The organism is Microbacterium sp. LMI13-1-1.1, from assembly GCF_040815625.1.
GTDB classification, from domain to species: Bacteria; Actinomycetota; Actinomycetes; order Actinomycetales; family Microbacteriaceae; genus Microbacterium; species Microbacterium forte.
Map to the genome: position 1 here is coordinate 194,364 of NZ_JBFPNL010000005.1, position 26,594 is coordinate 220,957.

The 26,594-nt window shown below is 68.9% G+C and carries 26 protein-coding genes; 15 read left to right on the plus strand and 11 right to left on the minus strand.

The features are described from left to right. Positions 1–57: 57 nt before the first annotated feature. On the minus strand, positions 58–819 hold the full coding sequence (locus MRBLMI13_RS07815; protein ID WP_367821632.1) for an SDR family oxidoreductase: 762 nt from the start codon (positions 817–819) through the stop codon (positions 58–60). A 149-nt stretch (positions 820–968) separates the two neighbouring features. Here MRBLMI13_RS07815 and sigJ point away from each other — a divergent pair, with 149 nt between their 5' ends. The 4 genes from sigJ to MRBLMI13_RS07835 all read left to right on the plus strand — a co-directional run bounded on the left by sigJ (position 969) and on the right by MRBLMI13_RS07835 (position 4,692). Beyond that, a complete protein-coding gene (gene sigJ / locus MRBLMI13_RS07820; protein WP_367821634.1) occupies positions 969–1,880 on the plus strand; it encodes an RNA polymerase sigma factor SigJ in 912 nt (303 codons plus the stop codon). Between the two features lie 87 nt (positions 1,881–1,967). After that, entirely contained in the window at positions 1,968–2,495 is a 528-nt protein-coding gene (locus MRBLMI13_RS07825; RefSeq protein WP_042540414.1) for a GNAT family N-acetyltransferase, read from the plus strand. Positions 2,496–2,536: 41 nt separating this feature from the next. Then, complete coding sequence (pnuC, locus tag MRBLMI13_RS07830; protein WP_376708839.1) at positions 2,537–3,223, plus strand: nicotinamide riboside transporter PnuC; 687 nt, start codon at positions 2,537–2,539, stop codon at positions 3,221–3,223. Between the two features lie 83 nt (positions 3,224–3,306). Further along, positions 3,307–4,692 carry an LLM class flavin-dependent oxidoreductase gene (locus MRBLMI13_RS07835; RefSeq protein ID WP_367821636.1) on the plus strand — a complete coding sequence of 462 codons (1,386 nt, stop codon included), beginning with the start codon at positions 3,307–3,309 and terminating at the stop codon, positions 4,690–4,692. Positions 4,693–4,722: 30 nt separating this feature from the next. Here the strand turns inward: MRBLMI13_RS07835 and MRBLMI13_RS07840 are convergent, their stop codons facing one another. Beyond that, entirely contained in the window at positions 4,723–4,902 is a 180-nt protein-coding gene (locus MRBLMI13_RS07840) for a hypothetical protein (protein WP_042541496.1), read from the minus strand. Between the two features lie 99 nt (positions 4,903–5,001). Here MRBLMI13_RS07840 and MRBLMI13_RS07845 point away from each other — a divergent pair, with 99 nt between their 5' ends. The 3 genes from MRBLMI13_RS07845 (at position 5,002) to MRBLMI13_RS07855 (ending at position 6,813) form a co-directional block, all read left to right on the plus strand. Beyond that, complete coding sequence (locus MRBLMI13_RS07845; protein WP_367821637.1) at positions 5,002–5,451, plus strand: carboxymuconolactone decarboxylase family protein; 450 nt, start codon at positions 5,002–5,004, stop codon at positions 5,449–5,451. Between the two features lie 118 nt (positions 5,452–5,569). Then, positions 5,570–6,610, plus strand: a complete 1,041-nt coding sequence (locus tag MRBLMI13_RS07850; RefSeq protein WP_367821638.1) for an iron-containing redox enzyme family protein — start codon at positions 5,570–5,572, stop codon at positions 6,608–6,610. Then, positions 6,607–6,813, plus strand: a complete 207-nt coding sequence (locus MRBLMI13_RS07855; protein WP_056374892.1) for a CDGSH iron-sulfur domain-containing protein — start codon at positions 6,607–6,609, stop codon at positions 6,811–6,813. Before MRBLMI13_RS07850 ends, MRBLMI13_RS07855 begins: the two co-directional genes overlap by 4 nt. Before the next feature lie 45 nt (positions 6,814–6,858). On the opposite strand, the gene MRBLMI13_RS07860 is transcribed toward MRBLMI13_RS07855, so the two are convergent. After that, a complete protein-coding gene (locus MRBLMI13_RS07860) occupies positions 6,859–7,182 on the minus strand; it encodes a hypothetical protein (RefSeq protein WP_367821640.1) in 324 nt (107 codons plus the stop codon). A gap of 513 nt (positions 7,183–7,695) precedes the next feature. Between MRBLMI13_RS07860 and MRBLMI13_RS07865 the strand changes: the two genes are divergently transcribed. The 5 genes from MRBLMI13_RS07865 (at position 7,696) to MRBLMI13_RS07885 (ending at position 11,693) form a co-directional block, all read left to right on the plus strand. Then, on the plus strand, positions 7,696–8,373 hold the full coding sequence (locus tag MRBLMI13_RS07865) for a response regulator transcription factor (protein WP_042541499.1): 678 nt from the start codon (positions 7,696–7,698) through the stop codon (positions 8,371–8,373). Next, positions 8,366–9,697 (plus strand): sensor histidine kinase, encoded by a 1,332-nt coding sequence (locus tag MRBLMI13_RS07870; RefSeq protein ID WP_367821642.1) that lies wholly within the window; start codon positions 8,366–8,368, stop codon positions 9,695–9,697. Before MRBLMI13_RS07865 ends, MRBLMI13_RS07870 begins: the two co-directional genes overlap by 8 nt. A 422-nt stretch (positions 9,698–10,119) precedes the next feature. Next, the gene (locus tag MRBLMI13_RS07875) at positions 10,120–10,959 is read left to right on the plus strand and encodes a PepSY domain-containing protein (RefSeq protein ID WP_367821644.1); all 840 of its coding nucleotides are present in this window, start codon (positions 10,120–10,122) and stop codon (positions 10,957–10,959) included. 162 nt (positions 10,960–11,121) lie between these two features. Continuing rightward, positions 11,122–11,424 carry a hypothetical protein gene (locus MRBLMI13_RS07880; protein WP_042541503.1) on the plus strand — a complete coding sequence of 101 codons (303 nt, stop codon included), beginning with the start codon at positions 11,122–11,124 and terminating at the stop codon, positions 11,422–11,424. A gap of 41 nt (positions 11,425–11,465) precedes the next feature. Further along, positions 11,466–11,693, plus strand: a complete 228-nt coding sequence (locus MRBLMI13_RS07885) for an RNA-binding S4 domain-containing protein (RefSeq protein WP_042541504.1) — start codon at positions 11,466–11,468, stop codon at positions 11,691–11,693. An 18-nt stretch (positions 11,694–11,711) separates the two neighbouring features. On the opposite strand, the gene MRBLMI13_RS07890 is transcribed toward MRBLMI13_RS07885, so the two are convergent. Beyond that, positions 11,712–12,269 (minus strand): dihydrofolate reductase family protein, encoded by a 558-nt coding sequence (locus tag MRBLMI13_RS07890; protein ID WP_079113816.1) that lies wholly within the window; start codon positions 12,267–12,269, stop codon positions 11,712–11,714. A gap of 260 nt (positions 12,270–12,529) precedes the next feature. On the opposite strand from MRBLMI13_RS07890, the gene MRBLMI13_RS07895 reads away from it, so the two are divergent. Both MRBLMI13_RS07895 and MRBLMI13_RS07900 read left to right on the plus strand, forming a co-directional pair. Next, entirely contained in the window at positions 12,530–13,426 is an 897-nt protein-coding gene (locus MRBLMI13_RS07895; protein WP_367821648.1) for an SDR family oxidoreductase, read from the plus strand. A gap of 100 nt (positions 13,427–13,526) precedes the next feature. After that, complete coding sequence (locus tag MRBLMI13_RS07900; protein WP_367821650.1) at positions 13,527–14,312, plus strand: DNA/RNA non-specific endonuclease; 786 nt, start codon at positions 13,527–13,529, stop codon at positions 14,310–14,312. Positions 14,313–14,654: 342 nt separating this feature from the next. Here MRBLMI13_RS07900 and MRBLMI13_RS07905 read toward each other — a convergent pair whose 3' ends face one another. From MRBLMI13_RS07905 to MRBLMI13_RS07930, 6 genes are all read right to left on the minus strand, one after another. Next, positions 14,655–15,602 (minus strand): hypothetical protein, encoded by a 948-nt coding sequence (locus MRBLMI13_RS07905; protein ID WP_367821652.1) that lies wholly within the window; start codon positions 15,600–15,602, stop codon positions 14,655–14,657. Beyond that, positions 15,599–16,390 carry a signal peptidase I gene (locus MRBLMI13_RS07910; protein WP_367821654.1) on the minus strand — a complete coding sequence of 264 codons (792 nt, stop codon included), beginning with the start codon at positions 16,388–16,390 and terminating at the stop codon, positions 15,599–15,601. The genes MRBLMI13_RS07905 and MRBLMI13_RS07910 overlap by 4 nt, the downstream gene beginning before the upstream one ends. Positions 16,391–16,461: 71 nt before the next feature. Beyond that, positions 16,462–17,196, minus strand: a complete 735-nt coding sequence (locus MRBLMI13_RS07915) for a SipW-dependent-type signal peptide-containing protein (RefSeq protein ID WP_367821656.1) — start codon at positions 17,194–17,196, stop codon at positions 16,462–16,464. Positions 17,197–17,239: 43 nt separating this feature from the next. Next, entirely contained in the window at positions 17,240–18,148 is a 909-nt protein-coding gene (locus MRBLMI13_RS07920; RefSeq protein ID WP_367821658.1) for a hypothetical protein, read from the minus strand. Continuing rightward, positions 18,145–18,795 carry a SipW-dependent-type signal peptide-containing protein gene (locus MRBLMI13_RS07925; protein ID WP_367821660.1) on the minus strand — a complete coding sequence of 217 codons (651 nt, stop codon included), beginning with the start codon at positions 18,793–18,795 and terminating at the stop codon, positions 18,145–18,147. Before MRBLMI13_RS07925 ends, MRBLMI13_RS07920 begins: the two co-directional genes overlap by 4 nt. Beyond that, a complete protein-coding gene (locus MRBLMI13_RS07930) occupies positions 18,792–21,563 on the minus strand; it encodes a hypothetical protein (RefSeq protein WP_367821662.1) in 2,772 nt (923 codons plus the stop codon). The genes MRBLMI13_RS07925 and MRBLMI13_RS07930 overlap by 4 nt, the downstream gene beginning before the upstream one ends. Before the next feature lie 517 nt (positions 21,564–22,080). Between MRBLMI13_RS07930 and MRBLMI13_RS07935 the strand changes: the two genes are divergently transcribed. Further along, positions 22,081–24,672, plus strand: a complete 2,592-nt coding sequence (locus MRBLMI13_RS07935; protein WP_367821664.1) for a LuxR C-terminal-related transcriptional regulator — start codon at positions 22,081–22,083, stop codon at positions 24,670–24,672. A gap of 245 nt (positions 24,673–24,917) precedes the next feature. Here MRBLMI13_RS07935 and dnaB read toward each other — a convergent pair whose 3' ends face one another. Next, positions 24,918–26,291, minus strand: a complete 1,374-nt coding sequence (gene dnaB / locus MRBLMI13_RS07940; protein WP_042541564.1) for a replicative DNA helicase — start codon at positions 26,289–26,291, stop codon at positions 24,918–24,920. Positions 26,292–26,594 lie beyond the last annotated feature (303 nt).

The window sequence follows — 26,594 nt, forward strand, 5'->3', positions numbered from 1 at the left end:
AACAGATGTTCGAATCTCGAGCGAGATGCCGGAATCCGTTGGAGCAGGAAATCGAGCTCATGACGGCAGGTGGTCGTCACCCCGCAGCCACTCATCGAACGTGATCCGACCCTGCAGAGCATCCGCCCCTCCGCGCAGCGACCCCGACGCCAGCCCTCGCCCGTAGGCGCCGGGCAGCCGCACTCCCAGCACCCGCCGGCGCACTCCGTCGAACGCCAGCTGCCTCCGAGCCACATCCGCGAGAACCTCGTTTCTCGGCCCGACCAGGTCAGACACACGCCCGGCCGGCGCGCCCTCGGCGACACGCACCAGATGCTCCCCGACCTCGCGCGCAGCCACCGGCCGCATGAGCAGCTTCGGCAGCACCGCCACCGGGCCGGACATCCTCGACAGCAGCTGTCCGGCGAACTCGTGGAACTGACCGGCCCTCGCGATCGTGAACGGCACCGACCCTGCAGCCACCGCGCGTTCCTGCGCCAGCTTGCCCGCGTAGTACGAGGCGTCGATGCCATCGATCCCCACGATCCCCACGATCGACAGAGCGACGTGGTGCGCGACACCCGCACGCGACTCCGCAGCCAGCAGAGTGCGGGTCGCCGTCTCGAAGAACTTCACCGCCTTCGCAGCCGAGAGCGTGGTCGTGTTCGTGACGTCGATGACGGCATCCGCCCCCTGCATCCGCGCGGCCAGCCCGGCGCCGGTGAGCACATCGGCTCCGGACGACCGCGACAGCACCACCACCTCGTGACCGGCCGCCCGCGCCGCCTCCACGGCGTGCCGACCGACGACCCCTGTTCCTCCGGCGACCGCGATCCTCATCCGATTCCCTCTCCGCTCCGGGGCGCACGTCCACGCCTCCTGCACCAGATGACGAATCAGCACCCGAGAACGTGAGGCCTCACACTCCACCCTGCTCCGTCGTCATATCCTGCGAAAGCACACTCGCACCCGCATCCGAAAGGCACCCCATGGATGACGACCTCGACGACGTCTTCCGCGAGCGGCGACGCCTGCTCGCCCTCGGATACCGGATGACCGGCACTCTGGCGGATGCCGAGGATGTCGTGCAGGAGACCTACCTGCGCTGGTACCGGCTCACCGAAGCTGAGCGCGAGACCATCGCGAACCCCGCCGGCTGGCTCACCACCGTCGCGGGACGCGTCGCCCTCGACCTTCTGGGCTCCGCCCGCCACAGGCGCGAGCAGTACGTCGGGCCGTGGCTGCCCGAGCCCGTTCCGGCCGAGCTCTTCGCCGGAGCGATCGGATCGCGCACGGCCTCGACGCCCGAAGATCCTCTCGATCGCATCACTCTCGACGACGACGTCTCGACCGCGCTGCTGGTCGTGCTCGAGGCGATGACTCCCGCCGAGCGCGTCGCCTTCGTGCTGCACGACGTCTTCGCCGTGCCGTTCGACGAGATCGCCGAGGCCGTGGGACGATCTTCCGCGGCGGTGCGGCAGCTCGCGTCATCCGCTCGTCGTCACGTGCGCGAGAACCGGGCGACCGTCGTGCCCCGCGCCGAGCACGACCGTGTGGTGCGGGCCTTCCAGCAGGCGACGCGCACGGGCGAAGTCGCTCCGCTGCTGAAGTTCCTGGCACCGGACGTCGAACTGCGCAGCGACGGAGGCGGCGTGGTCAGCGCCGCCCGCAATGTCGTGAGCGGCGCTGACAACGTCGCGCGCTTCCTGCTCGGGATAGCGGCCAAGAACCCACACTTCACCGCCGAGGAGAAGCACTTCGGCGACGGTCTCGGCCTGGTGTTCCGCGACGGAGAGAACGTGCATTCGGTCATGAACGTGCACGTCGAGGCGGGTGTGATCACCCAGCTGTGGATCGTGCTCAACCCCGCCAAGCTCACCTACTGGAACTCGTCGCAGTGAGGCGAAGCGGGTGCCCGAGAGCCCCCGCCCCGGCATCCTGCTACCGTCGTGCAGTGCGCACCCGAGCGCAGATGCAGGAGACAGCCGATGAGCGACCCCCAGATCCGGGATGCCGAGACCGCCGACCTCGAAGCGATCACGGCGATCCACAACGACGCGGTGCTGAACACCACCGCGATCTGGAATGAAGAGGCGGTCACGGTCGAAGACCGCGCCGCCTGGCTCGCGGAGCGCACAGGCCGCGGCTATCCCGTCATCGTCGCGGTCGACGAGACCGGCGTGCTCGGGTATGCGACCTTCGGCGACTGGCGCCCGCACAGCGGATATCGGCACACCGTCGAGCACTCGGTGTACGTGCGCGACGGCCAGCGGGGGCGCGGCATCGGCAAGGCGCTGATGATCGAGCTCATCCACCGCGCCCGCAGCCTCGGCAAGCACGTGATGGTCGCCGCGATCGAGAGCAGCAACACGGGGTCGATCATCATGCACAAGCGCCTCGACTTCATGCAGGTCGGGCGCATGCCGCAGGTCGGCACCAAGTTCGATCGCTGGCTCGACCTCACGTTCCTGCAGCTGGTGCTCGATCAGCGGCCCTTCCCCGACGAGACGAAGTGAACGTCTTCCTCTGGCTGGTCGACGCCTTCAACTCGCAGTGGATGCTGCCCGGCGGCCAGGTGCTGCTCGTGCGCGAGGTGGTCGGCAACGCATTCGGCCTCGCCAGCGCACTCGGCGGCATGCAGCGCAAGATCTGGGCGTGGCCCGTCGGCATCGTCGGCAACCTGCTGCTGCTCACCGTCTTCCTCGGGTCCATCCTCAATCCCGATCATGAGCTGCCGCACCTGCTCGGCCAGGCCGGTCGTCAGGTCATGTTCATCATCGTGGCGATCTACGGGTGGGTGCGCTGGCGGCAGGCCTCGTCGTCGGGTGGTCGCGTCACGCCCCGGTGGGCACCGAACAGCGCGCGCATCGGCCTGGTGCTCGTGATGGTGATCGGCACGATCGCCCTCACTCCCCTGTTCCGCGCCCTCGGCTCGTGGGAGCCGGTGTGGGCCGACGCGTGGACCTTCGTCGGATCCCTGCTCGCCACCTACGGCATGGCCAAGGGGTGGACGGAGTTCTGGCTGATCTGGATCGCCGTCGACGTCGTGGGCGTGCCGCTGCTGTTCAGCTCGGGCTTCTACGCGACCGGACTCATGTACGTGTTCTACGGCGTCTTCACCGCGGTCGGATTCGTCGTCTGGTGCCGAGCGCAGGCGAACGCCAAACCGCAGGTCGAGACGATCATGCCCGATCCGCGTCCGATCACGTCCACCACGAAGACCGTCGACGGCGACCGGGGCTGACCCGGCCGGACTCGACCGACGAATGTGTCGCCCCGTGTCGCGGGGGCTGACACGGGGCGCCTCCGCGGGTTTTGCTTGACCCCATGACCCGTCAGATCCGCTTCAACGCCTTCGACATGAACTGCGTCGCCCACCAGTCGTCCGGTCTGTGGCGACACCCGGACGACCGCTCGCGCCAGTACAACACCATCTCGTACTGGACGGATCTTGCGAAGCTGCTCGAGAGCGCGACCTTCGACGGCATCTTCATCGCCGATGTGCTCGGCACCTACGACGTCTACGGCGGCACCAACGAGGCGGCGATCCGCAACGGCGCACAGGTTCCCGTGAACGACCCGATCCTGCTCGTGAGCGCGATGGCCGCGGTCACCGAGCACCTCGGCTTCGGCATCACCGCCGGCACCGCCTTCGAGCACCCCTATCCGTTCGCACGGCGTCTGAGCACGCTCGACCACCTGACCAACGGACGCGTCGGCTGGAACGTCGTGACCGGCTACCTGCCCAGCGCCGCCCGCAACATGGGTCAGCACGATCAGCTCGCACACGACGACCGCTACGACCACGCCGACGAGTACGTCGAGGTGCTCTACAAGCTGTGGGAGGGATCGTGGGAAGACGACGCCGTCGTCGAAGACCGCGAGCGCGGCATCTTCACCGACCCGGCGAAGGTGCACCCGATCGGCCACGAGGGAAAGCACTTCAGCGTTCCCGGCATCCACATCTCCGAGCCGTCGCCGCAGCGCACCCCGGTCATCTACCAGGCCGGAGCCAGCCCTCGCGGTGTGCGCTTCGCATCGGAGAACGCCGAGGCGATCTTCGTCGCCGCGCCCTCGAAGGAGGTGCTCGCCGGCACCGTGAAGCGCATCCGCGATGCGCTGGAGGACGCCGGTCGCGACCGCTACGACGCGAAGATCTACACGCTGCTCACCGTCATCACGGGGGCCACGAGCGCGGCTGCCGCGGCGAAGCACGCCGAATACCTGTCCTACGCGAGCCCCGAGGGCGCGCTGACCTTCATGTCGGGCTGGATGGGCGTCGACCTCTCGCAGTATGCCGAGGACGAGCCCGTCGGCAACGTCGAGTCCAACGCGATCCAGTCGGTGCTGCAGCATCTCAAGGAGGAGGCCGACCTCGGACGCGAGTGGACCGTCGGCGACTTCGGCCGCCACAACGCGATCGGCGGCCTCGGGCCGACGATCGTGGGCTCTGGCGTCGAGATCGCCGACGAACTGCAGTCGTGGGTCGAGGAGACCGACATCGACGGATTCAACCTCGCCTACGCGGTCACGCCCGGCACCTGGCAGGACGTCATCGAGCACGTCATCCCCGTGCTGCGCGAGCGCGGCGTCTACCCGAACGAGTACACGCCGGGAACTCTGCGCAACAAGCTGCAGGGCAAGGGCGACCGCGTGCAGGACACGCATCGCGCAGCCCGCTACCGGGTCGGAGCGAACGCCCCCGTCGCCTGATCAGCGCCGGGTGGTGACCAGAGGCGCCGGTCAGTCTGCCTTTGAGCTGAACATCCCGCGCAGCACCAGGAACACCACGACGGCGACGACGGCGACGATCGCGAGCTTCGCGATGAACCACAGGATCGAGAAGAGCGCGCTGACGATCCACCAGGCGATCACGACGGCGAGGACGACGCCGATGATGGTCCAGAGCGAGTTCTTGTTCATGCATCCAGCCTAGGCGGCGCGGGCGCATCACAGATCCGGATGCTGCGGCGTCAGTACTCATGGAGGCGCATCCCGCGCCCCATGAGCGAAGGAGACGACGTGTCGCACGTCAACATCGGCAAGGTCTACGCAGCCCCGTATCAGGCGATGCTGGAGTTCAACGCCCAGGCGGTCGCCGCAGCGGAGGATGCCGGACTCTCGCCGTTGCTCGTCGAACTGGTCAAGGTGCGGGCGTCGCAGCTCAACGGCTGCGCCTTCTGCCTCAGGATGCACTGCGCCGATGCCGTCAAGGCCGGCGAGACGGCCGACCGGCTGGCCGTGCTCGCGGGATGGTGGGAGTCGCAGTACTTCTCGACCGAGGAGCAGGCCGCGCTGCAGATCGCCGAGAACGTGACGATGATCGGCGACCACGGCCGCCTGGCGGATCGCGGAGTCGACGTCGAGGGCGTGCTGACCGAGAAGCAGATCGCCGCCGTGACCTGGCTCGCCGTGGTCATCAACAGCTGGAACCGCATCGCGATCAGCAGCCACTACCCCGTGCACGCCTGATCGAGCGACGGCGACGGGAGGGCGGATGCCACTGCATCCGCCCTCCCGTCCCTTCCGCATCGGATGTGTCGCCGTCAAGACCCTTCTCGAGAAGGGGATCGGGGGCGAGACTTCGAGCATGTCTGCACCGGCCCTCACTCCGTCCGCCCTTCACGGCATCGCCGCCCGCGGCCCGCTCAGCGACGGCATCATCCGCCGACTGACCGGCGAAGACGCCGACGACCTCGGCGCCCGCGCCGAGAGCGCGCTCGCCACCAGCGACGATGTCGTGCGCGACGACGACATCCAACTCGCGCTCTTCGTGCTGTACGCCTCGTCGTACGGATCTCTGTCCGAGCTCGATCCCGCCCTCGAGTGGGACCCGGCGCTGATCGCCACGCGAGGACTCCTCGAGCACGCCTTCGAGCGGGCGCTGCGGGCGACCGTGCCGACCCCGGAACTGCCCGAGCCGACCGTGGACGCCGTCGGACGAGCCCTGTTCGCTCTCGCCGAGGCCGACACCGGACCGAGCCTCTCTCGTTACGTCGCGAAGAAGGCCACGGACGAGCAGATGCACGAGTTCTTCATGCAGCGCTCGATCTACACGCTGCGCGAGGCGGACCCGCACTCGTGGGCGATCCCCCGCCTGACCGGTCGGCCCAAGGCGGCGCTCGTCGAGATCCAGTCGGACGAGTACGGCGGAGGGCGCCCCGACCGTGTGCACGCGACGATCTTCGCTCGCGCGATGCGCGGCGCCGGCCTCGACGACACCTACGGCGCCTACGTCGACGACGTGCCGGCGATCACGCTCGCGTCGCTCAACATGATGTCGATGTTCGGCCTCAACCGTCGGCTCGTCGGAGCGATCGTCGGCCATCTGGCCGCGTTCGAGATGACCTCGTCGATCCCCAACCGGTTCTACGCCGACGGGCTGCGACGGCTCGGCTTCACCGAGGACGTGACCGACTACTTCGACGAGCACGTCGAGGCGGATGCCGTGCACGAGCAGATCGCCGCGCGTGACCTCGCCGGTGGACTGGCCGAGGACCGCCCCGACCTGCTGCCCGACATCATGTTCGGCGCCGCAGCCTGCCTCACCGTCGACGGATGGGCGGCGGGACACATGCTCGACTCCTGGACGCGCGGCGAATCCTCGCTGCGAGAGCGGGACGCGCGATGAGCGGGGCGCAGGATGCCGTCACGATCACGGCGTACCCCGACGGTCCGCTGCTGGTGCGCGGAGCCGCGGTGCTCGAGACCTCCGACGGCGAGCCGATCGAGGTGACGCGCCGCACGGTGGCGCTGTGCCGTTGCGGTCTCTCGACGATCAAGCCGTTCTGCGACGGCACGCATAAGGCCGCCGGGTTCCGCACCGACGCCTGATCTCGATGACGCGGGCCGATCGCGGTCGGCGCGGGTCGGCTGCGGTCAGTGCCCGACCGCCGGCAGGCAGCCGCCGTCCATGATGACGCCGCCGATCTCGACCGTGAGAGTATCTGCCGAGACCTCGCCGAAGATGCATCCGCCGTCAGGTGCAGCCGCGCCGAAGGCCACCGCGCGTTCATCGCCCAGCGTCTGGACGCCCGCGAGGCCCGCCGCGGCGAACACCTCCTCGACCGCGTTCACCGACAGGTCTCCCGAGGCACGGAGCGTCTCGAGCCCGGTGCGGACGGTAGCCGCGGGCTCCTCGGCGGCTGCCCGGCTCTCCTCCGAGAGATCGACCCGGTCGCGATAGCGCTCGTTCTGCGCCATCGCGTGATCGGGGTCGTACGGCGCGCAGTCTGGAGGCAGGTCTACGCCTTCGATCTGCGGGCACGCGGCCGTAGGGGTGGGACTCGGGGATGCGGACGGCGATGCGCCGGGCGAGCCTGTGGTCGCCGTCGCACACCCTGCGAGCATCATGGTCGTCGCGACGACGAGAAGAAGACGTGCACCTCTCGACCTGTCCCCCCGGATTCCGGTCATGCCCTCATGCAACCACACGGGACGGACAGTGCCAACCGGTGTGCGCTACGTGGGCGACCATCGCCTGCGCCTCGGAAGGAGCACTGCGCCACGGGAGGAGGACTGCGCCCCGGGAGGAGGACTGCGCCCCGGGAGGAGGACTGCGCCCCGGGAGGAGTCTCAGCGGCATTCTCTCCTCCCGTAGGAGAGTTCTCCTCCCGAGGGCGCACGAGGGAGAGCCCGAGTGCGCGCGCTGATGCGCACGAGCCTCATCTGACCCGCTTCAGCGCGGATTCAGCGTGCGCCCGCCACACTGGAGGAATGCGGATCCTGGTGGTTGACGACGAGGTGCGTCTTGCCGACGCCGTGCGCCGGGGGCTCGAGGCGGAGGGCTTCGCGGTCGACGTCGCGAACAACGGCGTCGACGGGCTGTGGCGTGCGCGTGAGACGCGGTACGACGCGATCGTGCTCGACCTGATGATGCCCGGCATGAGCGGGTGGAAGGTGTGCGAGGCGCTGCGCGCCGAGGAGAACTGGACGCCCGTGCTCATGCTCACCGCCAAGGACGGCGAGTGGGACCAGGTCGAGGCCCTCGAGACGGGCGCAGACGACTACGTGACCAAGCCGTTCTCCTTCGCGATCCTCGTGGCTCGCCTCCGTGCTCTCGTGCGCCGCGGCGCTGTCGCGCGCCCTGCGGTGCTCGAAGCCGGAGACCTCAAGCTCGACCCGTCGTCGCACCACGTCTGGCGCGGCGAGACCCAGGTCACGTTGACCGCGCGCGAGTTCGCCGTGCTCGAGCACCTCATGCGGCACCGCGGTCAGGTGCTGTCGAAGCGCGCGCTGATCGAGGGCGTCTGGGACGACGACTTCGACGGCGACCCGAACATCGTCGAGGTCTACGTCGGTCACCTGCGCCGCAAGCTCGACAAGCCCTTCGGGCGCGAGGCGATCGAGACGATCCGCGGCGCCGGCTATCGATTGGCGGCCGACGGTGGCTAGCCGCGCGTTCCGATCGGTGCGTGCCAGGACGACCCTCGGCGCGACCGTGGTCGTGGCCGTCGCGCTGCTGATCGGGGCGTTCTCGTTCTACGGCATCCTGAGCTCCAGCATCCATGCCAGCGCCGAGCGCGCCGCCGAGCAGCGACTCGACGAACTCGCCGAGCGCTTCGACGGCCCCGGCGGCGGCCCGGGCGGCGAGCGCGGGGTCGACTCCCTCGACGACGAGATCGTGCAGATCATCGGCGAGGACGGCGCGGTCAGGGCCGCCAGCGAGGACGCCCGCGACGAGCTCGGCTCCACCGCGCTCCCCCTCGCCGACCAGGCACGCACCACGACGATCGGCGGCGAGCCGATGCTCGTCGTCTCCGACGACCTCGAGAACGACGAGACGCTCGTGCTCGCCGTCTCGATCGAAGACGGTGTCGAGACGCTGTCGACGGTCGCCGTGCTGCTCGCGGTCGCCGTGCCGCTGCTTCTGCTGCTCGTCGCCGTCACCACCTGGCTCGTCGTCGGCCGAGCGCTGCGGCCCGTCACCCGCATCCGCGAGGAGGTCGACGGCATCACCGCCGAGCACCTGCACCGACGCGTCGAGGTGCCGCCGTCATCCGACGAGATCGCCGCACTCGCGACCACCATGAACCGGATGCTCGATCGCCTCGACTCGTCGGCCACCGCCCAGCGCCGCTTCGTCTCGGATGCCTCGCACGAGCTGCGCTCACCGCTCGCGACGATCCGTCAGCACGCCGAGCTCGCACAGGCGCACCCGGCCACCACGAGCATCGGCGAGCTGGCCGAAGTCGTCTCAGACGAGGGGCTCCGACTGCAGGGCATCGTCGAGTCGCTGCTGCTGCTCGCCCGGCTCGACGAGGGCGGCGGCACGCACGACGAGGCCGTCGACCTCGACGACCTGGCCCTGGGCGAGGTGCGACGCCTGAGGTCGCGAGGGGTCGAGGTCGACGGGTCGGGCATCCGTGCGGCCCGCGTCGCCGGGGATCCTCGGCTTCTCGGCCAGCTGCTGCGCAACCTCGCCGACAACGCCGTCAGGCACAGTGCCGGCCGCGTGGCGATCAGCGTGATCCCGCAGGACGCCTGGGTGTTCGTGACCGTCGAGGACGACGGCGCAGGAGTGCCCGCCGACGAGCGCGAGCGCATCTTCGAGCGCTTCGTGCGGCTCGATGAGGCGCGCAGCCGGGATGCCGGCGGCAGCGGTCTCGGCCTCGCGATCGTGCAGGGCATCGCGGCGGCCAGCGGCGGGACGGTCTCGGTCGACGCCTCGCGCTGGGGCGGCGCCCGCTTCGTGGTGACCCTGCCGCTCTCGGACTGATCCCTCAGCATCCGGCCCGTCTGCAGGGACCCGGCACTTCCCGGCACCCGGCCCGTCTGCAGGGACCCGGCACTTCCCGGCACCCGGCCCGTCTGCAGGACCGAAGCACGGATGCGGGACCAGACACCTGTTCTCGTCCTGCATTCGTGCCCGGATCCTGCAAACGGTACGAGGAAACCCCAAGCCGACTTCGATATCCGGGCCGTCCGAAGGCCGAACACCCCCGGGCATCCGGCCCGTCTGCAGGGCTGAAGCACGGATGCGGGACCAGACACCTGTTCTCGTCCCGCAGAGGTGCCCGGATCCTGCAAACGGTACGAGGAAACCCCGGTCCGCGGCCCCGGCCGTTCGGTCGCTGGTTCCTGAAGAGGTCTTCAGGAGGCTTCAGGGTGGCTTCAGCACCGCCGGGAGAACATCGAGACATGAACGACAAGAACTCGACCCCCGACCAGACGCCCGAGAACCTCCCCGTGAACTCGACTCCGCCGGCGCCCCCCGCTCCGCCCGCGCCGACTCCGGCCCACGACGCCGAGACCGTGCCCGTCGCACCGCTCGCCGCTGAGACCGGCACTCCGGCATCCGTTCCCGCAGCCCCCGCGAAGCGTGGTCGCAAGCGTGCCCTTCTCATCGGCGGTGGAATCGCGGCCGCGGTGGTTCTCGCCGGCGGCGGCGTGGCCATCGGAGCAGCGATCGGCGACGAGTTCGGCGACGACGACGACCGCCCCTCGGTCTCCGACGGTCCCCGTGGCGACGCCGACGACAACGGCGGACAGCCGGGCGGCGACCGAGACGGCCGCGACGACGACGGAGAGCAGGGCGCACCCCAGGGCGGGGGCCCGGTGACCGGCATCGGCACCGACTCCGCCGACGAGCTCGTGGAGATCGCGGATGCCGCCCGCGGCGCAGCCGAAGGCGACGTCACGTCCATCGACGCGAAGCGCGACGGCACCTGGGAGGTGCAGCTGACCACGGCGAACGGCAGCGAGACCGAGGTGCGGGTGGATGCCGACCTCGCCGCCACCGTCGTCTCGACCGAGCAGGACGACGATGACTCCGCCCCCACCCACACCCTCGACGAGTCGGCCATCCGCGCACTCGTCGATGCCGCGCTGGCCGAGGCCGACGGCATGATCACCGACCTCGACGCCGACAACGACGAGGTCAGCCCCTACGACGCGTCGGTGCTCACGACCGACCGCCGCTCGATCGACATCGACTTCAGCGCCGACTTCGCCGTCGTCGGCACCGACATCGACGACTGAGCACCCCGCGTCGTTCCTCGAGCCGCCGGCCCCACGGGGTCGGCGGCTCGACGCATCTCCGACGAGTTCGGCACTTTCGCATCATGATCCGTTCACCGCGCGGTCTCTGTAGGTGGGTACGGTCTCGATCGCAGACCGAAGATGCTGTCGTCAGGGGAATCCATGCCGGTCACGGTGCACACGTACTTCTACACACCCGCGCGGGCGGACTCCGTCGTGCGGGTGCTGCAGCAGCTCACGACAGAGCTCAAGCGCGTCGAGTGGCGAGTCTCCGATCATCGTTCCGTGGCGTTCAGCACACGACGGACGCTGTTCGGGGGAGCCGCCGACGTGAGGGTCGTGGCGACTCCGTTGGCTGAGGGAGGATCCGACGTGAGGATCGCACTGCAGGCGCCGACCCGTCGCCGGACGACTACGAAGGCGGCCGACCGTCTGAGCGAGCGGATCCAGCGGGCGCTCGGCTGACCGCGAGCCGCGGCGCGCATCCGGCGGCTACCATTTCAGTCATGACGAATTCCGGCCGCATCGACGATGTCTCCATCGGCGGCGAGATGATCCGCCTCGGGCAGTTCCTGAAGTACTCGGGTCTGCTCGACTCGGGTGGCGACGCAAAAGAGGTCGTGATCGACGGTTTCGTGAAGGTCAACGACGAGGTCGATCGTCGCCGGGGCCGTCAGCTGCACGACGGCGACCTGGTCACCTTCGAGGGCCGCACCGTTCGCGTGCGCCCCTGACGCCGGCAGCGATCGCCGTCACCGCCGCGTCGCGTAGCGGAGGAACATCACCCCGCTGCTGAAGCGCTTGTCGTCGAGCAGTTCGAGATCGACGTGCACGTCGCCGGGGAAGAACGGCTTGCCGCCCCCGACGATCCCCGGACCGATGAACAGGCCGAACTCGTCGACCAGACCCGCGCGGATCGCCTCGGCCGCGAGCGTCGGCCCGTCGACAGAGAGGTCACTGTCTGATTCGGCTTTCCAGCGCTCGATGGTCTCGGGGTCGAACGTGCGCTCGAGCCGCGTGCGCTCGCTCGACACCTCGGCGAGCGTCTTCGAGAAGACGACCTTGTCGGCCGCCTGCCAGACCCGTGCGTAGTCGATGCCGACCTGCGGCTGATCGGGCTCGAGGTGGGCGGTCTCCCAATAGACCATCGTCTCGTACATCCGCCGCCCGTAGAGATAGGTGCCGACGTCGGCGAACTGCCTGTTGATGAAGTCGTGCAGCTCCTCATCGAGCGCCCAGTCGAATCCTCCGTGGGGCCCGCTGACGTAACCGTCGAGCGACGTGATCATGGAGTAGATGAGTCGGCCCATGCGGCGAGGCTACTCCGCGCGCCGGGGGTTGGTCGACCCCCTCGCTGCCGCCCTCTCGGGAGGAGATATGCCCTTCGGGAGGAGCAATCCTGCGAATCTCTCCTCCCGAAGAGCAGTTCTCCTCCCCCCAGCGACATCGACGACGGCCCCGGGCTTCGCCCTTAGCGACCTGAGTCCGCAGACGCAAGGCGCTGGCCGACATCCCGACCTCGGCGCACGCTGGAGACATACCCCCAGACCAGCGACCGAGAGGACACCCCATGTCTCGCGACCAGTACACCTTCGTCAACCCGGCCGAGCTCTATTCCGACATCGAGCCCGAGAAGCAGCACATGCCCGAACCAGGGCTCGACGCCGACCTCGCTCCGAAGGCCGACCTCGGCGAGGAGAGCTATCGCGGCACCGGCCGTCTGACCGGCCGCAAGGCTCTCATCACCGGCGGCGACTCGGGCATCGGGGCGGCGACCGCGATCGCCTTCGCCCGTGAAGGGGCCGACGTCGCGCTCTCGTACCTTCCGGAAGAGGAGGAGGATGCTGCGCGGATCGCCGACATCCTTCGCGAAGCGGGCGCCACCGTCGCGCAGATCCCCGGCGACCTGCGCGACCCCGAGTACTGCCGCACGCTCGTCTCAGAAGCGGTCGGTGCGCTCGGCGGTCTCGACATCCTCGTCAACAACGGCGGCAAGCAGGTCTATCAGGAGTCTCTGACCGACATCACCGACGAGCAGTTCGACGACACCTTCAAGACCAACGTCTACGCGATGTTCTGGATCACGAAGGCCGCGCTGCCGCACCTCCCCGCCGGATCGACCATCATCAACACCACGTCGATCCAGGCGTACTCGCCGTCGGGAATCCTCGTCGACTATGCGTCGACCAAGGCCACGATCAACGCCTTCACCAAGGGCCTCGCCGACCAGCTCGCACCGAAGGGCATCCGCGTGAACGCCGTGGCACCCGGGCCGATCTGGACCCCGCTGCAGCCCAGCGACGGACAGCCGCAGGAGAAGCTGCCGGAGTTCGGTGAGGACACGCCTCTCGGCCGCATGGGTCAGCCGGCCGAGCTGGCACCCGCCTACGTGTTCCTCGCCTCGGCCGAGTCGAGCTACGTCGCCGGCGAGACGCTCAACGTCAACGGCGGCATGCCCACGCCGTGACCCGCTGACAGCGAACGCCCCCTCCCGAAGCGACCGGGTGGGGGCGTTCCCGTGTTCGGAGATGGTCGGCGATGTCGGGGGCACGAGGCAATATGACGGTATGGCAGACGGATACGACCTCGATTTCCTTCCGACGCGAGTCTCCCTGCCCCGGCCGGCGCAGGATGCGACCGAGCTGACCTACCCGCGCTTCACGGTGCTGCTCGACCGCGACCGTCGGCTGGCCTCCGTGACCGGCGTGAACATCGACGGAGCGCTGCTGCGCGAACTGCCGCGCACCGGCGAGTGGAGGCTCGACCCCCGGATCGGCGACGAGCTGCAGACGGGTCCCGATGTCTACGCGCGCAACGACCTCGATCGCGGCCATCTCGTGCGACGGCGTGATCCGGGATGGGGCGATGCCGATGAGGCGAGGGATGCCACCGAGGCGACCTTCTTCTATCCGAACGCCGCCCCGCAGGCGGCAGGATTCAACCAGTCGAAGGACCTCTGGCTCGGCCTGGAAGACCATGTGATCGAGTATGCCGAGACGACCGATCAGCGTGTCTCGGTCTTCACCGCGCCTGTGCTGGGCGACGACGACCCGCCGTATCGCGGCATCCGCATCCCCCTCCGGTTCTGGAAGATCGCGGCCTGGCAGGCGCCGGATGGCCTGTCGGCCGCAGGGTTCGTGCTCGATCAGTCCGAGCTGGTCGACACCTCCGACGGCCTGCTGGCCGCGCCGCCACTGGGTGCCTTCCGCACGTTCCAGGTTCCGGTCGCCGAGATCGCCCGAGTCACGAAGGTCGATGTGGGGCCCCTGCTCGACGCCGATGTGCTCGCCCGGCCGAGTGCGCGATCGACCGAGTGGCGACCGCTCGCCTCCGCATCCGACATCACGCTCTAGGCGTCTACCGGATCCTCGACGCGACGAAGCGCACCGCTGCCGCGGACGAACCCCTGCATCGTCACCACCGGGTGGACGTGCTCGCGGAGGAGTGCGGTGGTCGTCCTCGCGTCCGCGGGTCATCGAAGCCAGCGCGAACGGATGAACGCCGCCACGATCCGGGGAGGAGAAGTCGCGATCGGGGAGGGATGCGACTCTGTGGCGGCGTTCGTGCGGATGATCCGCGGTGATCCGACGGGGTGATCGAACGGTTCAACCATCTCGTGAACCGCGCGCTCGCACGCCGAGAAGGGGCGGATTCCGAGCCGGGAACCGCGATCTCCGGTGCCGACGCCCGATCTCTCAGTAGTGCGGAGTGCCCGCCGCAGTAGTGCCGCGCAGAGCGCAGTCCGGGCACACGCGCCGACGGCCGCGGTCGGGCTCTGTCAGATCCACCCAGGCCTCGTCCTGACCGATGGTCCTCGAGCAGTCATCGCACCGCCGCCGACGGCCGGCGACGAGGAGAAGCCCCACGAGCAGCAGCAGCGCCGCCGCGATTCCGGAGAGGAGGAGCGAGCTTGCCCCCGTCGCCGCCAGCCGAGTCGGCTGCTCGTCGACCTCACCGGACATCGTAGACACGACATCGAACGCGAGCTCGGTCGACTCCTGTCCCTCGTTGCGCTGCGATGCAGTCGCGGAGGGGAGCTCGAACCCGATCTCCACGGCCACCGTCTCACCCTGGGCGACCCGCACCTCGGCGATGTCGACAGTGCCGGTCATCTCTTCGGCGAGTGCGGAGAAGCGCCGCCGCCCCTCGACACCGCCGACGCTCCAGAACAGCTCGACCTCGTCGGCGAGGCCGGGATTGCGAGCGCCGCCGGGGACGCTCTCATCCAGACGCAGCGACACGGTGAGGCCGGCTCGCGCAGGACCGCTGTTCGTCAGCATCAGGGTGCGTCGAGTGCGATCTCCCGGCGCGGCGATGCGGCGACCGACGAACGACGACTCCGCGGTCGAATACCCCCGGCCCGACCAGTCCAGGTGCGTCGCCGGACCGTCCCAGGCGGCCTCGGCAATCACATCCCCTGACTGCGAACCACCCCCGGATGCCGGTGCCACCGCCGTGTCGACGGGTTCGCCGGTCGTCGAGACGCCGGTCGTCGAACCCGCCGCCACGGCAGGGAGCACGCCCGCCGCAGAGAGCACCCCGGCCAGCATGAGCAGGAGCACGACGGCGAGGATCCAGGCGATGGACGTCTCCCGTCGGGTGCGACGGCGTGCCTCCGCGAGGAGGCCGTCCACTCCGTTCATCGCCGGCTCCTCTCGGCATCCGTCGCGTGCGACAGCATCTCGCGCAGCGAATCGTCGTCGAGCGAGAGGAGTCCGAGCCGTGCGAGGTGGAGTTCCTCCTCGCGGATCGCGATCTCCCGCTCTCTGAGATCGAGCTCCCGGATCCGGAGGTCGTCGGCGACAGAGGGAACGGCAGGGGCCGCGGATGCCGCGGGGGCGTCGTTCACGCCCCGCCCGGAGGTCATGATCACGCGGGTGCGAGGCCGCCGGAAGGTGGTCCATGCGCCGTAGCCGAGAAGCCCGGCGCCGAGCGCGACGCCGAGCACCACGATGTTGTCGGTGGCCCACTGGCGCACCCATCCGAGGGCGGGGAGGCTGTAGAGCATCGCCCCGCGAACCTGCTCGGGAGACACGGGCGCGTCTGCGGCGGAGTTCGCGTCGCCCTGAGTGATGAGCCTGCAGTCCGTGCCGTCGTCGAACGTGCCGACGGTCTTGCCCACGACGCGGTGGGTGATGAGAGCCGGGTCGCCCGGCTCGGGAAGATAGGTCACGATGTCGCCGACCCCGATCTCGGCGCACACCTGATCGGGCGCGACGCCTCGCACCGCCACGACGTCACCGGGTGCGAATGTCGGCTCCATCGATCCCGTGAGCACCGTGAGCGAGGTGCCGCCGGAGACACGCGGCACCACGAGAAGCGCGGCGATGAGCGCGAGCAGCGTCACGACGAACGCGATCCATACGGCCCGTCCGGCGATGCGCCAGGGCGACTCGTACCAGCTCCTCGGAATCCTGCCGGTGGTGCGCATGCGTGCGTCTCTCTTCATGATCGTGAGCGACGGAGGCGCCCCTGTCTCGGGGCGCCTCCCGACGGTGGGTCTTAGAACTGCTCGCCGGTGTCGCGAACCTGCTCGAGCGTGAGGTTCAGCCCTGACAGCGTGTCGGTGAGCGCGACGTCGGTGCGGTCGGTCACCGTCGACGAGAAGGCGCCGTAGACGACGACCGTCACGTCTTCGGTGGTCTCGGCCATCGAGAGCACGGTGGTGCCGTTCGCGTCCTCGAGGCCAGCGCTCTGACCCGTCTGCGGCGCCGACAGGTACAGCAGCGTCGCATCCGCCGCGACGGGCAGCGCGATCTCAGGCTGCACGAGCGCACCGTCCTGGTAGACCTCGTAGGTGTAGGTCATGCCGCTGATGTCGTAGTCGTTCGCCGTGAGACCGTCGAGCGAGAGGCGACCGACGAGGTTGTCTCCCTCCAGCGTCACGTCGGCCGAGAACGAGGCCGCGACCTTGTCTCCGGGCACGATGCGCCAGGTCGACGCATCCGCGGGGGCCAGCGCGTGGCCGAGCTGCGAGCCGTCCGTGCCGACGACGGTGGCGCTGGCGTCGTCGCGGTCGGCCGAGACGTCCCAGAAGGTCGTGTCGGCAGTCTGCACGACGTCGAGGTCGCCGGCGGTGATCTGTCCGCCGCTGAAGCCGTCGGTCGCCGTCCACAGGGCGAACGTCGACCCGCCCGCGAGCAGTGCGGCGGCGCCACCGGCGACGAGCAGCAGAGCGCCGCGGCGCTTCTTCCGCTCTTCGGTCACGACGATGATCTGAGGATTCTGGTTGGACATGTTCTTCTTCCTTCTCCTGGGTGGTGTGTTTCTGCTTCGGCGACTAGCGAGTGGCGTGATCGCCGGGTGCGACGGCGGGGTTCGCGTTCGTCACACGGGGGTCGATGCGGATCACGAGGTCGGGTTCGCCCCCGGGATCCGGATGCACCGATCCGCTCCACGACGAGTCGTCGCGCGACAGGGTGCCGTCATCGCCGGTCCCTTCCGCCCACGCCGTGTGGTCGTAGACGCCGATGGCGTTCAGGGACGCGGGAAACGCCACCGCGGCGTCCCACGTGTCGAAGTCCCGGTTCTCGCTGCCGTCGACGGCGATCCCCCGGGCGCTCGCCTCCGAGACGTACACGCCGTCGGCACGGTGGTTCCAGAGCATCGCGACGCACCAGGTCTGCGTGACCTCGGTGCCGGTGGGGTTGGCCGCGGGCGCCTGCAGCGTGCGATCGGACGCGTCGAGCAGGTGCACGTTGACGGCGGCCCCGCCGTCGACGGGCGCGTCGGGGATCACCGAGCAGTCGTCGCCGAGGCCGGCCGGGTAGATCCGAACGGTCGAGTCCGCCAGCAGTGTGCCGTCCTGGGCGACGCCCCCGGCGAGCTCGGCCGAGCGACCGTCGTGCCAGACCTGATCGCCGAGCGTGATGTCGTAGTCGAGTCCGGCGATGCCGAGAGCGGCCCCGGTCACCTGAAAGCGCCAGATCACGGGTTCTGTTCTCAAGCCGCCCTGATCGAGCACCGTGGCGATCTCGGTGCCGGGCAGGGTGATCTCGACCGGCTCGCCCGCCGCCGACAGCACACGCTGCGACTCGGCGGCGGCTCCGAAGGTCACTGCTCCTGTGCGGAGCTCAGGCACCGCGACCGCGTCGTTCGCGGTCCACAGCGCGTTCGCTGTCGAGACGACCCCGAAGGCCATGACACCGGCGATCGCGGCGGTGAGCGACAGAGTCGTGCGCAGCCTCATCGACCGGCACCGTTCGCGCGCACCTGATCGAGACGCACGATGAGGTCGCCCGCGGCCCAGACTCCCGCGGCACTGTGGACGTCGGCGTCCGTCCAGGCGTAGTCGCCGCGCACCTCGACGGTCACGATCACCGACCACCGATCGGACTCGCCCTGCGACGACCCCGCGAGACCGGGAACGGCCAGCGGCGTCCCGTCGGCAGAGCCGGTCGCGACCGTGTCTCCCTCGGCATTCTCCACGCGCAGTGCGATCGCGATCTCGCCCGTCTCCTCCTGCGCCCGCACTGCGTCGGGAGACGCGAACTCGACACTGAGCGCCGCGGTCAGATTCTCGCCGCACAGGTAGGTCTCGAGCGGCTGCGTGATCTCGATCACGTCGCCAGGCATCGTGAAGAAGTCCTCGGGCGTGGTCGCCAGGTCGCCGGACCGCGGCTCGGTCACGCCCGGGGTGATCTGCCGCCAGGATGCGTCCTCCGTGGTCATCGAGAGGTCGCCGGCCTGCCACAGAGACCCTGCGAACGTGTCTTCCGACGACCACAGGGCGTAGGTGCCGGCGCCGATCGCCGCGACCGTCAGGGCTGCGACGGAGATCACGCTCACGACCAGGGGCAGCGTGCGGCCGCGGGGCCGAGCCTCGACGGCGGTCATCGTCCCCACCCGTCGGCAGTGCCGTTCGAGATGATCGTGCCACACGCGGCGACCTTCGCGTTCTCGCCGACGGCGAGCTGCGAGATCGAGCCGATCACTCCCCGCGCGCCCAGGCGCAGATCCGAGTCCGTGACGACGATGTCGTGCAGGCTCGTGATCCAGTCGTCGGCCGATCGGTTCGTGACCGTGTACACGAAGCACACCGCCTGTCCGTCGACGAGGCGCGCGCCGGTGAGCACGGGCCTACCCGTCTGCTCGATCGTCGCGGGAGTCGAGGCATCCGCCACGTCGGCGTAGGCCCGCTTCTCGATCTCGATGGTCGGGTCTGTGGCGAACAGGAACGCGCTCACCGACGGCACGACCAGCCCGTCGTAGTTCTCGTCCTCTGAGGCGACGGTCGCTGCGATGGTCGCCTCGGTGTTCGCCGTGACATCTCCGTCGGTCGCCTGCAGCACGATCGACTCCGTCGAACGCGCGCCAGGGGCGATGACCGGAGTGGAAGTCGAGAGACCGACTCCGTGCGCGACGCCCACTGCGTCGATCTTCGACGAGAAGATCAACGGCGATGTCGGCACGGGCGCACCGGCTCGCAGCATCATCGCGTAGGACTTGCCCTTCTCGTCTCCCGTGACCAGCGTGAACCGGGTCGAGGTGACCTGCAGCGGGTTGACGAAGGTCACTCGAGGGTCGGCAGAGACCGCAGCAGCGGTGTTCGTCAATCCCGATGTCGACGTGACGCGACCGGCCGCGAGAGTCGCCGAGACGGATGCCGAGTCGTCGACCCGCGCGACCACGTCGAACTCGAGTCCGTTCGTGCCCGCGACAGGAGTCACGGCGATGACTCGCGGATCGAGGCGCTCGGCATCGAGGGTCCCGGCGGTCGCCGCAGCGCTCAGCTGGATGTCATCCGCGGTGACGGTGGACGGGTCGAGAGGCAGCGAAGACCTCAGCGTGTAGTGCAGGTCGCGACTCATGGTCGGGTCGTTCTGACCGCCGGCCTGATCGAGCGTGAGAGTCGGGCGGCAGTTGCCGGTCACGCCCACCGCGCGGCTGAGCTGCGACGACGTCAGCTGCGGCGTCGTCTCGACGTGCGTCTGCACGCGCACGAAACCCGAGACGTCGCCCGTCGTGGCATTCACGGCCTGCGCGGAGGCGGGCACGGTGGCGCCGGCGAGCGGCTGCGGTCCGACGGGCAGCGAGAAGGCGACGGATGCCGCAGCGGCGGTCACTCCGGTCACGCGCCCGAGGTGGATCTCGGCTGTGCGGTCGGCCGTCCAGTAGAGGTCGAGCGACACGGGTCCGCTCGGCACCGACTTGCCGCTGCCTGCAGGCTTCGCCACCGTGATCTCCGCGGTGCATGTTCCGCCGGTGAACGTGGCGCGGGGCGCTGCGACCATCGCGCCGCTCGAGGGAGCCGCCACGACCGACGCCGCGGCAGTGGGGTACCACGTCGACACCGTCTGGTTCGATTCGGTTCCGTTGTCGACCAGGAGCGAGCCTCCGTCGCCGGTCTCCTCCCCCGTCGCCGGCCTGCCCTGCGACCCTGAACGCGTGCCGAAGGTGTTGCCCGAGACGGTGGTCAGACCGCTGCGCGAGAGACGGATGCTCGACTCGTAGCCGTCGAAGTAGTTGTCGGTGATGCTGAGCCCGCTCGGCACCGTGCCGGTGCGGGTGAGGCCGTCCCAGGAGATCGCGATGGTCTGTCCCGACGTCGCGCGTACGAAGTCGTTGCGCGAGATCCGGTTCTCTCCGCTGAGGGTGCCCGGGGGCAGCGTGACGAACGCGTACTCGTCTCCCGTGCCGTTTCCGACGGAGTTGAGGAACTGGTTGCCCGAGATGTTCAGGTTCGACAGCCTCACACCCGTCGTGCTGTTGTTCGAGAACTTGAAGGCCGTCGCCCCGTTGAGGTTCCTCACGGTCGAATCGGTGAACGAGAAGCCGTCGAGGACGACGTTCGCGTCGCGCGGCGAGAAGGTGGTGAGGTTCGTGCGGCAGCCAGAGCCGTCGGATCCGTTGCACACGCCGCCGGCCGTGTAGCTCACCTTCACCCGCGCAATGGAGATGTTCTTCATCGGTGTGGCGGTCGTGGCGTTGAACAGGAACAGCCCTGAGGTCTGCTGTCCCTCGTGGTAGAACCCCTGCAGCTCGTAGTCGCTGACCGAGATGTCGCTGGCACCCTGGCGATAGACGACGAAGCGCTCGGGGTAGTAGTTCTCCTTCGTCACGGTCGAGCCGCCCGCGAGGCTGACCCGCTTCGCCTGCTCGCCCATCACGATGGACGTGCCGCTGGAGAGGATGTCGCGGAAGTTCTTCAGCGCGATGTCGGGACCGCTGATCTCGAATGCCGCCGCCTCGGTCGACTCGGACGTCGGAATGATGGAGACACGATTGTCGAGGTCGAGCGTGACAGGTGCAGTGATGCGATAGAAGGCGCCGTCATCCCAGGTCGACACCGCGCTCGTCTGCATCCAGTTCGCGGTGGAGCGGGTCATCACCGGACGGATGATGCCGCTGAGGCCGGGCTTCACGCCGATGACGACGGCCCCGGGCGCACCGTTCAGGGCATTCGACTCCTCGAGCGCGGCGCGCAGCGTGCAGGAGCCGTCGGCTGTCCGGCACACGCCATCACCCGGCGCCTGATCGACTCCCGAGAACGCGAGGCTGGTGATCTCGAGCTCGTGGCTGGGCGCGGACATTGCCGGAGCCGCCACCAGGAGGCCGCCGGCGATCAGGCCGACGCATGCCGTCACCGCAGAGACGAGGCGCATGCGCCGCACCAGGCGACGCCGGCGGCGCACCTGTCGACGACCTTCTTCTCGCGGGCTCGCGCTCACAGCTGACGTCCTCCAGAGGGTTCCGCGCGACACATGTGCCGCGCTCGAGTGATGGGAGACCGCGGGCACGATGTGCGCAGAAAGGGCGGTCATCCTAAGGATGCGGTCGGCGACCTGCCCGCTTGCAGGGGTTTCGGGCGTCTTCAGCACTCCGCCGCCTCGATATCAGTGGGCCTCTCCGACGGTTGCGTGGCGGGTGTGCACGACCCTGCGGAGTACCACGCGTCGATGCTCAGTAGTGCCCTCGCGGGTACTGGCCCGCACCGCTTCGCCCTGCCGCTGATCGCTCGTGAGTACGCAAGGTCGGCACTCGTCGCTCGTACTCCTCGGGATTCACGTCACCAGCGACGCCGCCACCGGGAAAGCTCATGCGAGGGAGCAGCCGCATCACCCCCGCCGCGCGGCTATCTCTGACAGGCCCGGGAGAGTAGCTTTTGCATAGGAACATCACGTGAGGAAGCGGAATCTCATGGTGGTCGGTCGTGAAGAGAGTCTCGCCGCGGCAGTGGACCTCATCCAGGCGGGTGTCAGCATCGATGTCGTCGGCAGCCGCGGTTCGGGTCGGAGCGCCTTCCTCAAGGCGCTGCGTGCCCGGGTCGAGCAGGACGAATGGACGGTCGTCTCCGTGCGCGGAATCGCGTCGCTGCGCCAGCATCCGCTCGCCGCACTGCATCTCGCCGGCATCGGCGCGACCAGTGGTCAACGGCCGGGGCCGAGCCTTCACGAGACCGCCGACTCGCTGCGCCAGGCGCTCCGCGCCTCTCGCTCGGTGCTGTTCCTCGATGACTGGGATGACCTCGACGAGTCGTCGTGGGGTGTCGCGGAGTCGGTGCGACGCGAGTACGGCGTGCCGATCGTGCTCTCTCGCCTGCAGGGTCTTCGAGCCAGACACACTCCGAGCGGCCTGCCCGCGTCGACTCTCGAACCCTCGTACGTGATCGACATGACCCCGTTGCGCTTCGAGGAGCTCGAGACGGCTCTGGAGAAGTATCTGTCGCACCCGATCGAGGCGAGCACGATGAGCCGGGTGTTCGCGAAGTCGGGGGGAAACATCGGCCTCGCCCTGAGCCTGGTCGACGCGACCGTGCGTGAGAAGCGTCTCGTGCTGCGCGGCGGCGAGTGGACCGCCACCCGCGATCTGTGGAGCAGCGGACTGCGAGCCGTGCTGGAGGCGCACCTCGAGAGCCTCGATGACGCCACGCGTGATGCGCTCGAGATCATCGCGATCGTGGGGGTGGCCGATATCGACACGGCGAGCCAGCTCGTCGACTGGGGCACGCTCGAGCTGCTGGAGGAGCGCCGGATGATCACCTTCATCCCCAGCGGCGACCGACAGCTCGTCGCCGTCATGCCGCCGCTGCTGGTCGAGTTCTTCCGGCACGAGCCGCTCACAGCGCGACGCACGCGACTGACGAGCCAGATCGTGCGACAGCTGAGCACGCCCGAGTCGGTGTGGTCGGTGCTCACCGACCAGCAGTCGTCTCCGACCGCGTCGGGTGGTCAGGATGCTCTCTTCGTCCGGCTGCTGCAGGAGCGTGCCCGCGCACGCCGTATCGTGACGGCCGCCGAGTGGGAGGCGAACCCGACCGCCGCCAGTGCCGTGCGCTACATCCGTGCCCTCATGCACACGCACACAGCGAGGGTGCGAGACGTGATCGCCGACGTCCTCTCGTCTCCTGCGACGCGCACCGGGGACGACGCCAGTCGTGCCGAGTTCGCCGCGCTCAAGGCGGAGTGGACCGCCTACGTCGACGACGACCTGCAGCGAGCGGTCGCGCAGCTGCAGGACGATGCCCAGACCGTGGGTGCGCACGCCGGGATGCTGCGGGCCGTCGAGGTGCAGCTGCTCGCGAACCTCGACACCGTGCCCGCTGACTTCGGCAACCGCCTCGAGGTGTCCGACGAGCTGCCCGCGGCGGTCAAGCTGATGATGCTCGAGACCCAGATGAGCGTGCTCGTCAGCCTCGGTCGTTTCTCCGATGCACTGCGGGTCTTCGGCCTCATCGAGGCGCTCGAGCACGAGGAGCAGCGGTACACCCCTCGGGTGCTGCTCGGCATGGCACTGTTCGGCCAGGGCGACCCGGGCGCCGCTCTCGACGTGCTGCAGCGCGGGTTCGACGAGGCGCACGGCTATCTCGACATCGACGCCGTGCGAGCCTTCGGCACCGCCGCATCGCTGTGTCATCTGGCAGCAGGTGATCATGCGGCCGTCGACGATCTGCTCGAGGTCATCTTCTCGGCGGGAGAGCCCTCACCGCTGCCGCCCGGAGTGCAGCTCTCGCTGCTCGCGGTCGCCGCCGTGGTCGCCATCCGACGAGGGCAGGTGACGACCGGCGAGCGGCTGGCCGCCGACCTGGATCAGCTCGGAGCAGAAGACGGCCCGCTTCCGGGGCAGAGCAAGGCGTGGCCCCAGGTGCAGCTGCTCGCCTTCGACGGAAGCACCGAGAAGGCCGCCGAGCTGCTCGCCCGCTCCGGCGACGCCCTCTGGAACCGCGGAGCCCGCGTGGCAGGGCTCACCGCCCAGCTCTCCGCCGTCGAACTCGACCCGACGCCGACCCGCCTGTCCGCCGCGATGGCGCACGCGAAGGAGCTGCCGGAGGCGGCAGGGCTGGCGGCCCAGGCCTCGTTCGTGAGCGCGCTGGTGCAGCGGGATCCCGTGGCGATGCTCGCCGTCGCGGACGAGCTCGACGTGCGCGGGCTCACCGGCACTGCGCTGTCGGCCTGCCGCTTCGCGCGGGCCTGGTTCGCGGCGGGGGCGGACGACCTCGGACAGCAGCGCGCGGTCGAGCGGGAGGAGCAGATCCGTGCCCGTCACCCGGGGAGGAGCTACGACCTCGCGCGGTTCGGTGCGACAGCTGTCACCCTCACCGACCGCGAGAAGGAGGTGGGGCGCCTCGCCGCCGGCGGACTCTCCAACGCCGAGATCGCCTCCCGACTCGTGCTGAGTGTGCGCACGGTCGAGAGCCACATGCACCGGATCATGCGCAAGCTCGACGTCTCGAACCGCAGAGAGCTGCGGCGTCACGCCGAAGCGCTGACCTGATCTGAACGCTGCCTCGACCCGCGGCATACCGGTCGACAATAGGGCTTGTGCGGCGAGGCGGCTGGTGTCACGCTTGCCTCACAGTTCTGTCGCGCTGTAACGCGACAGCTGGGGTGCCGCCCATTGACGGCATCGGATGGGGCGCCCTTTCTGCCGCCTCCCCCGTGGTGGGGGCGTCCCGTCCTCCCCGGATCAGCTCGCAGCCGAACGATGCGACCACGCGGAGACCGGGAGCCCCGCCCGACTCAGTTGAAGTCGCCGCCCGGCGCCATGTCCATGAAGCGCGAGTAGTGACCCTGGAAGGCCACGGTGATCGTCGCCGTCGGGCCGTTACGGTGCTTGGCCACGATCAGGTCGGCCTCACCCGGACGAACGTCCTTGTCGTAGACCGAGTCGCGGTGCAGCAGGATCACCATGTCGGCGTCCTGCTCGATCGAGCCGGACTCACGCAGGTCGCTGATCGCGGGCTTCTTGTCGGTGCGCTGCTCGGGACCACGGTTCAGTTGCGACAGTGCGATGACCGGAACCTGCAGCTCCTTGGCGATGAGCTTGAGGCTTCGCGAGAACTCCGAGACCTCCTGCTGGCGCGACTCGACACGCTTTCCCGACGTCATCAGCTGCAGGTAGTCGATGATGACCATCCGCAGACCCTCGCGCTGCTTGAGTCGCCGGCACTTCGCACGGATCTCGACCAGCGTCATGTTGGGGCTGTCGTCGATGTAGAGGGGGGCGTCGTTGATGCGGCCTCGAGTGGCCGCGACGGTGGTCCAGTCCCGCGGGTCGAGGTTTCCCTTGCGCATGTTCTGCAGCGGGATCTGACCTTCGGCGCTCAGCAGACGCATCGCGATCTCGCTCTTGCCCATCTCGAGCGAGAAGAAGACGGAGGGGATGTTGTGGCCGATGGATGCCGAGCGCGCGAAGTCGAGCGCGAGAGTCGACTTACCCATCGCAGGACGCGCGGCGACGACGATCATCTGCCCGCCGTGCAGGCCGTTGGTGAGCTCGTCGAGCTCCTTGAAGCCCGTCGGAACGCCCGTCATCGACCCGTCGCGGCCGCTGGCTGCCTCGATCTCTTCGAGCGCTGCATCGACCGCGATCTGCAGCGGCACGTAGTCTTCGGCAGTCTCGGATCCGGTGATCGAGTAGATCTCCGCCTGGGCGTTGTTGACGATGTCGGTGGCGTCGCCCTGTCCGTCGTAACCGAGCTGCACGATGCGGGTGCCCGCATCGACCAGACGGCGCAGGATCGCCCGCTCCGACACGATGCCCGCGTAGTATCCGGCGTTCGCCGCAGTGGGGACGATCGAGGTGAGCGTATGCAGATAGTCGGCGCCGCCGGCGCGACTCAGCTCCCCCGTCTTGATGAGCTCGTCGGTGACGGCGACGACGTCCGTCGGCTCGCCGTGCGAGTAGAGCGACAGGATCGCCTCGAAGATGAGCTCGTGCTTGGGGATGTAGAAGTCGGCGCCCTTGAGCGTCTCGATCACATCGGCGACGGCATCCTTCGAGAGGAGCATTCCACCCAGCGCGCTCTGCTCGGCGAGCGTGTCGTGCGGGGGTGTGCGCTCTGGCGGACGCTTGCCCCCGAGGCGCTCCTCTGAGATGTCGGCGATCGACACACTGCTCCCTTCGATGCGACGTTCTTCCGGTGTGCTCGGTGCCGACTGCGTCGGCCACTCGATGCGATTCAGCTCGAGAAGGACCGTTCGCACAGCAAACCAGGCACTTCCGACATCGGGTCGCTGCACCACGCTACGAGCGGGTGTTTTCGGTCGCAACACGGCCTGTGGATAACTATGTGGAAAGCGTGCGAACAAGTCCGGAGAGTCTGTGCAGAACGCATGTGGATAACTCGGTGGAGTACCTCGAAAGAGGGTTCTATTTTTCTCTCTGGTCTGGTGTTTAGAGTTTCCCCACCCTGT

What these genes read in the sequence shown, in the direction of transcription:
- MRBLMI13_RS07815 (WP_367821632.1), bottom strand. Translation starts at nt 819, where the DNA reads ATGAGGATCGCGGTCGCCGGAGGAACAGGGGTCGTCGGTCGGCACGCC.
- sigJ (WP_367821634.1), top strand. Translation starts at nt 969, where the DNA reads ATGGATGACGACCTCGACGACGTCTTCCGCGAGCGGCGACGCCTGCTC.
- MRBLMI13_RS07825 (WP_042540414.1), top strand. Translation starts at nt 1,968, where the DNA reads ATGAGCGACCCCCAGATCCGGGATGCCGAGACCGCCGACCTCGAAGCG.
- pnuC (WP_376708839.1), top strand. Translation starts at nt 2,537, where the DNA reads ATGCTGCCCGGCGGCCAGGTGCTGCTCGTGCGCGAGGTGGTCGGCAAC.
- MRBLMI13_RS07835 (WP_367821636.1), top strand. Translation starts at nt 3,307, where the DNA reads ATGACCCGTCAGATCCGCTTCAACGCCTTCGACATGAACTGCGTCGCC.
- MRBLMI13_RS07840 (WP_042541496.1), bottom strand. Translation starts at nt 4,902, where the DNA reads ATGAACAAGAACTCGCTCTGGACCATCATCGGCGTCGTCCTCGCCGTC.
- MRBLMI13_RS07850 (WP_367821638.1), top strand. Translation starts at nt 5,570, where the DNA reads ATGTCTGCACCGGCCCTCACTCCGTCCGCCCTTCACGGCATCGCCGCC.
- MRBLMI13_RS07855 (WP_056374892.1), top strand. Translation starts at nt 6,607, where the DNA reads ATGAGCGGGGCGCAGGATGCCGTCACGATCACGGCGTACCCCGACGGT.
- MRBLMI13_RS07860 (WP_367821640.1), bottom strand. Translation starts at nt 7,182, where the DNA reads ATGGCGCAGAACGAGCGCTATCGCGACCGGGTCGATCTCTCGGAGGAG.
- MRBLMI13_RS07865 (WP_042541499.1), top strand. Translation starts at nt 7,696, where the DNA reads ATGCGGATCCTGGTGGTTGACGACGAGGTGCGTCTTGCCGACGCCGTG.
- MRBLMI13_RS07875 (WP_367821644.1), top strand. Translation starts at nt 10,120, where the DNA reads ATGAACGACAAGAACTCGACCCCCGACCAGACGCCCGAGAACCTCCCC.
- MRBLMI13_RS07880 (WP_042541503.1), top strand. Translation starts at nt 11,122, where the DNA reads ATGCCGGTCACGGTGCACACGTACTTCTACACACCCGCGCGGGCGGAC.
- MRBLMI13_RS07885 (WP_042541504.1), top strand. Translation starts at nt 11,466, where the DNA reads ATGACGAATTCCGGCCGCATCGACGATGTCTCCATCGGCGGCGAGATG.
- MRBLMI13_RS07890 (WP_079113816.1), bottom strand. Translation starts at nt 12,269, where the DNA reads ATGGGCCGACTCATCTACTCCATGATCACGTCGCTCGACGGTTACGTC.
- MRBLMI13_RS07895 (WP_367821648.1), top strand. Translation starts at nt 12,530, where the DNA reads ATGTCTCGCGACCAGTACACCTTCGTCAACCCGGCCGAGCTCTATTCC.
- MRBLMI13_RS07900 (WP_367821650.1), top strand. Translation starts at nt 13,527, where the DNA reads ATGGCAGACGGATACGACCTCGATTTCCTTCCGACGCGAGTCTCCCTG.
- MRBLMI13_RS07905 (WP_367821652.1), bottom strand. Translation starts at nt 15,602, where the DNA reads ATGAACGGAGTGGACGGCCTCCTCGCGGAGGCACGCCGTCGCACCCGA.
- MRBLMI13_RS07910 (WP_367821654.1), bottom strand. Translation starts at nt 16,390, where the DNA reads ATGCGCACCACCGGCAGGATTCCGAGGAGCTGGTACGAGTCGCCCTGG.
- MRBLMI13_RS07915 (WP_367821656.1), bottom strand. Translation starts at nt 17,196, where the DNA reads ATGTCCAACCAGAATCCTCAGATCATCGTCGTGACCGAAGAGCGGAAG.
- MRBLMI13_RS07920 (WP_367821658.1), bottom strand. Translation starts at nt 18,148, where the DNA reads ATGAGGCTGCGCACGACTCTGTCGCTCACCGCCGCGATCGCCGGTGTC.
- MRBLMI13_RS07925 (WP_367821660.1), bottom strand. Translation starts at nt 18,795, where the DNA reads ATGACCGCCGTCGAGGCTCGGCCCCGCGGCCGCACGCTGCCCCTGGTC.
- MRBLMI13_RS07930 (WP_367821662.1), bottom strand. Translation starts at nt 21,563, where the DNA reads ATGCGCCTCGTCTCTGCGGTGACGGCATGCGTCGGCCTGATCGCCGGC.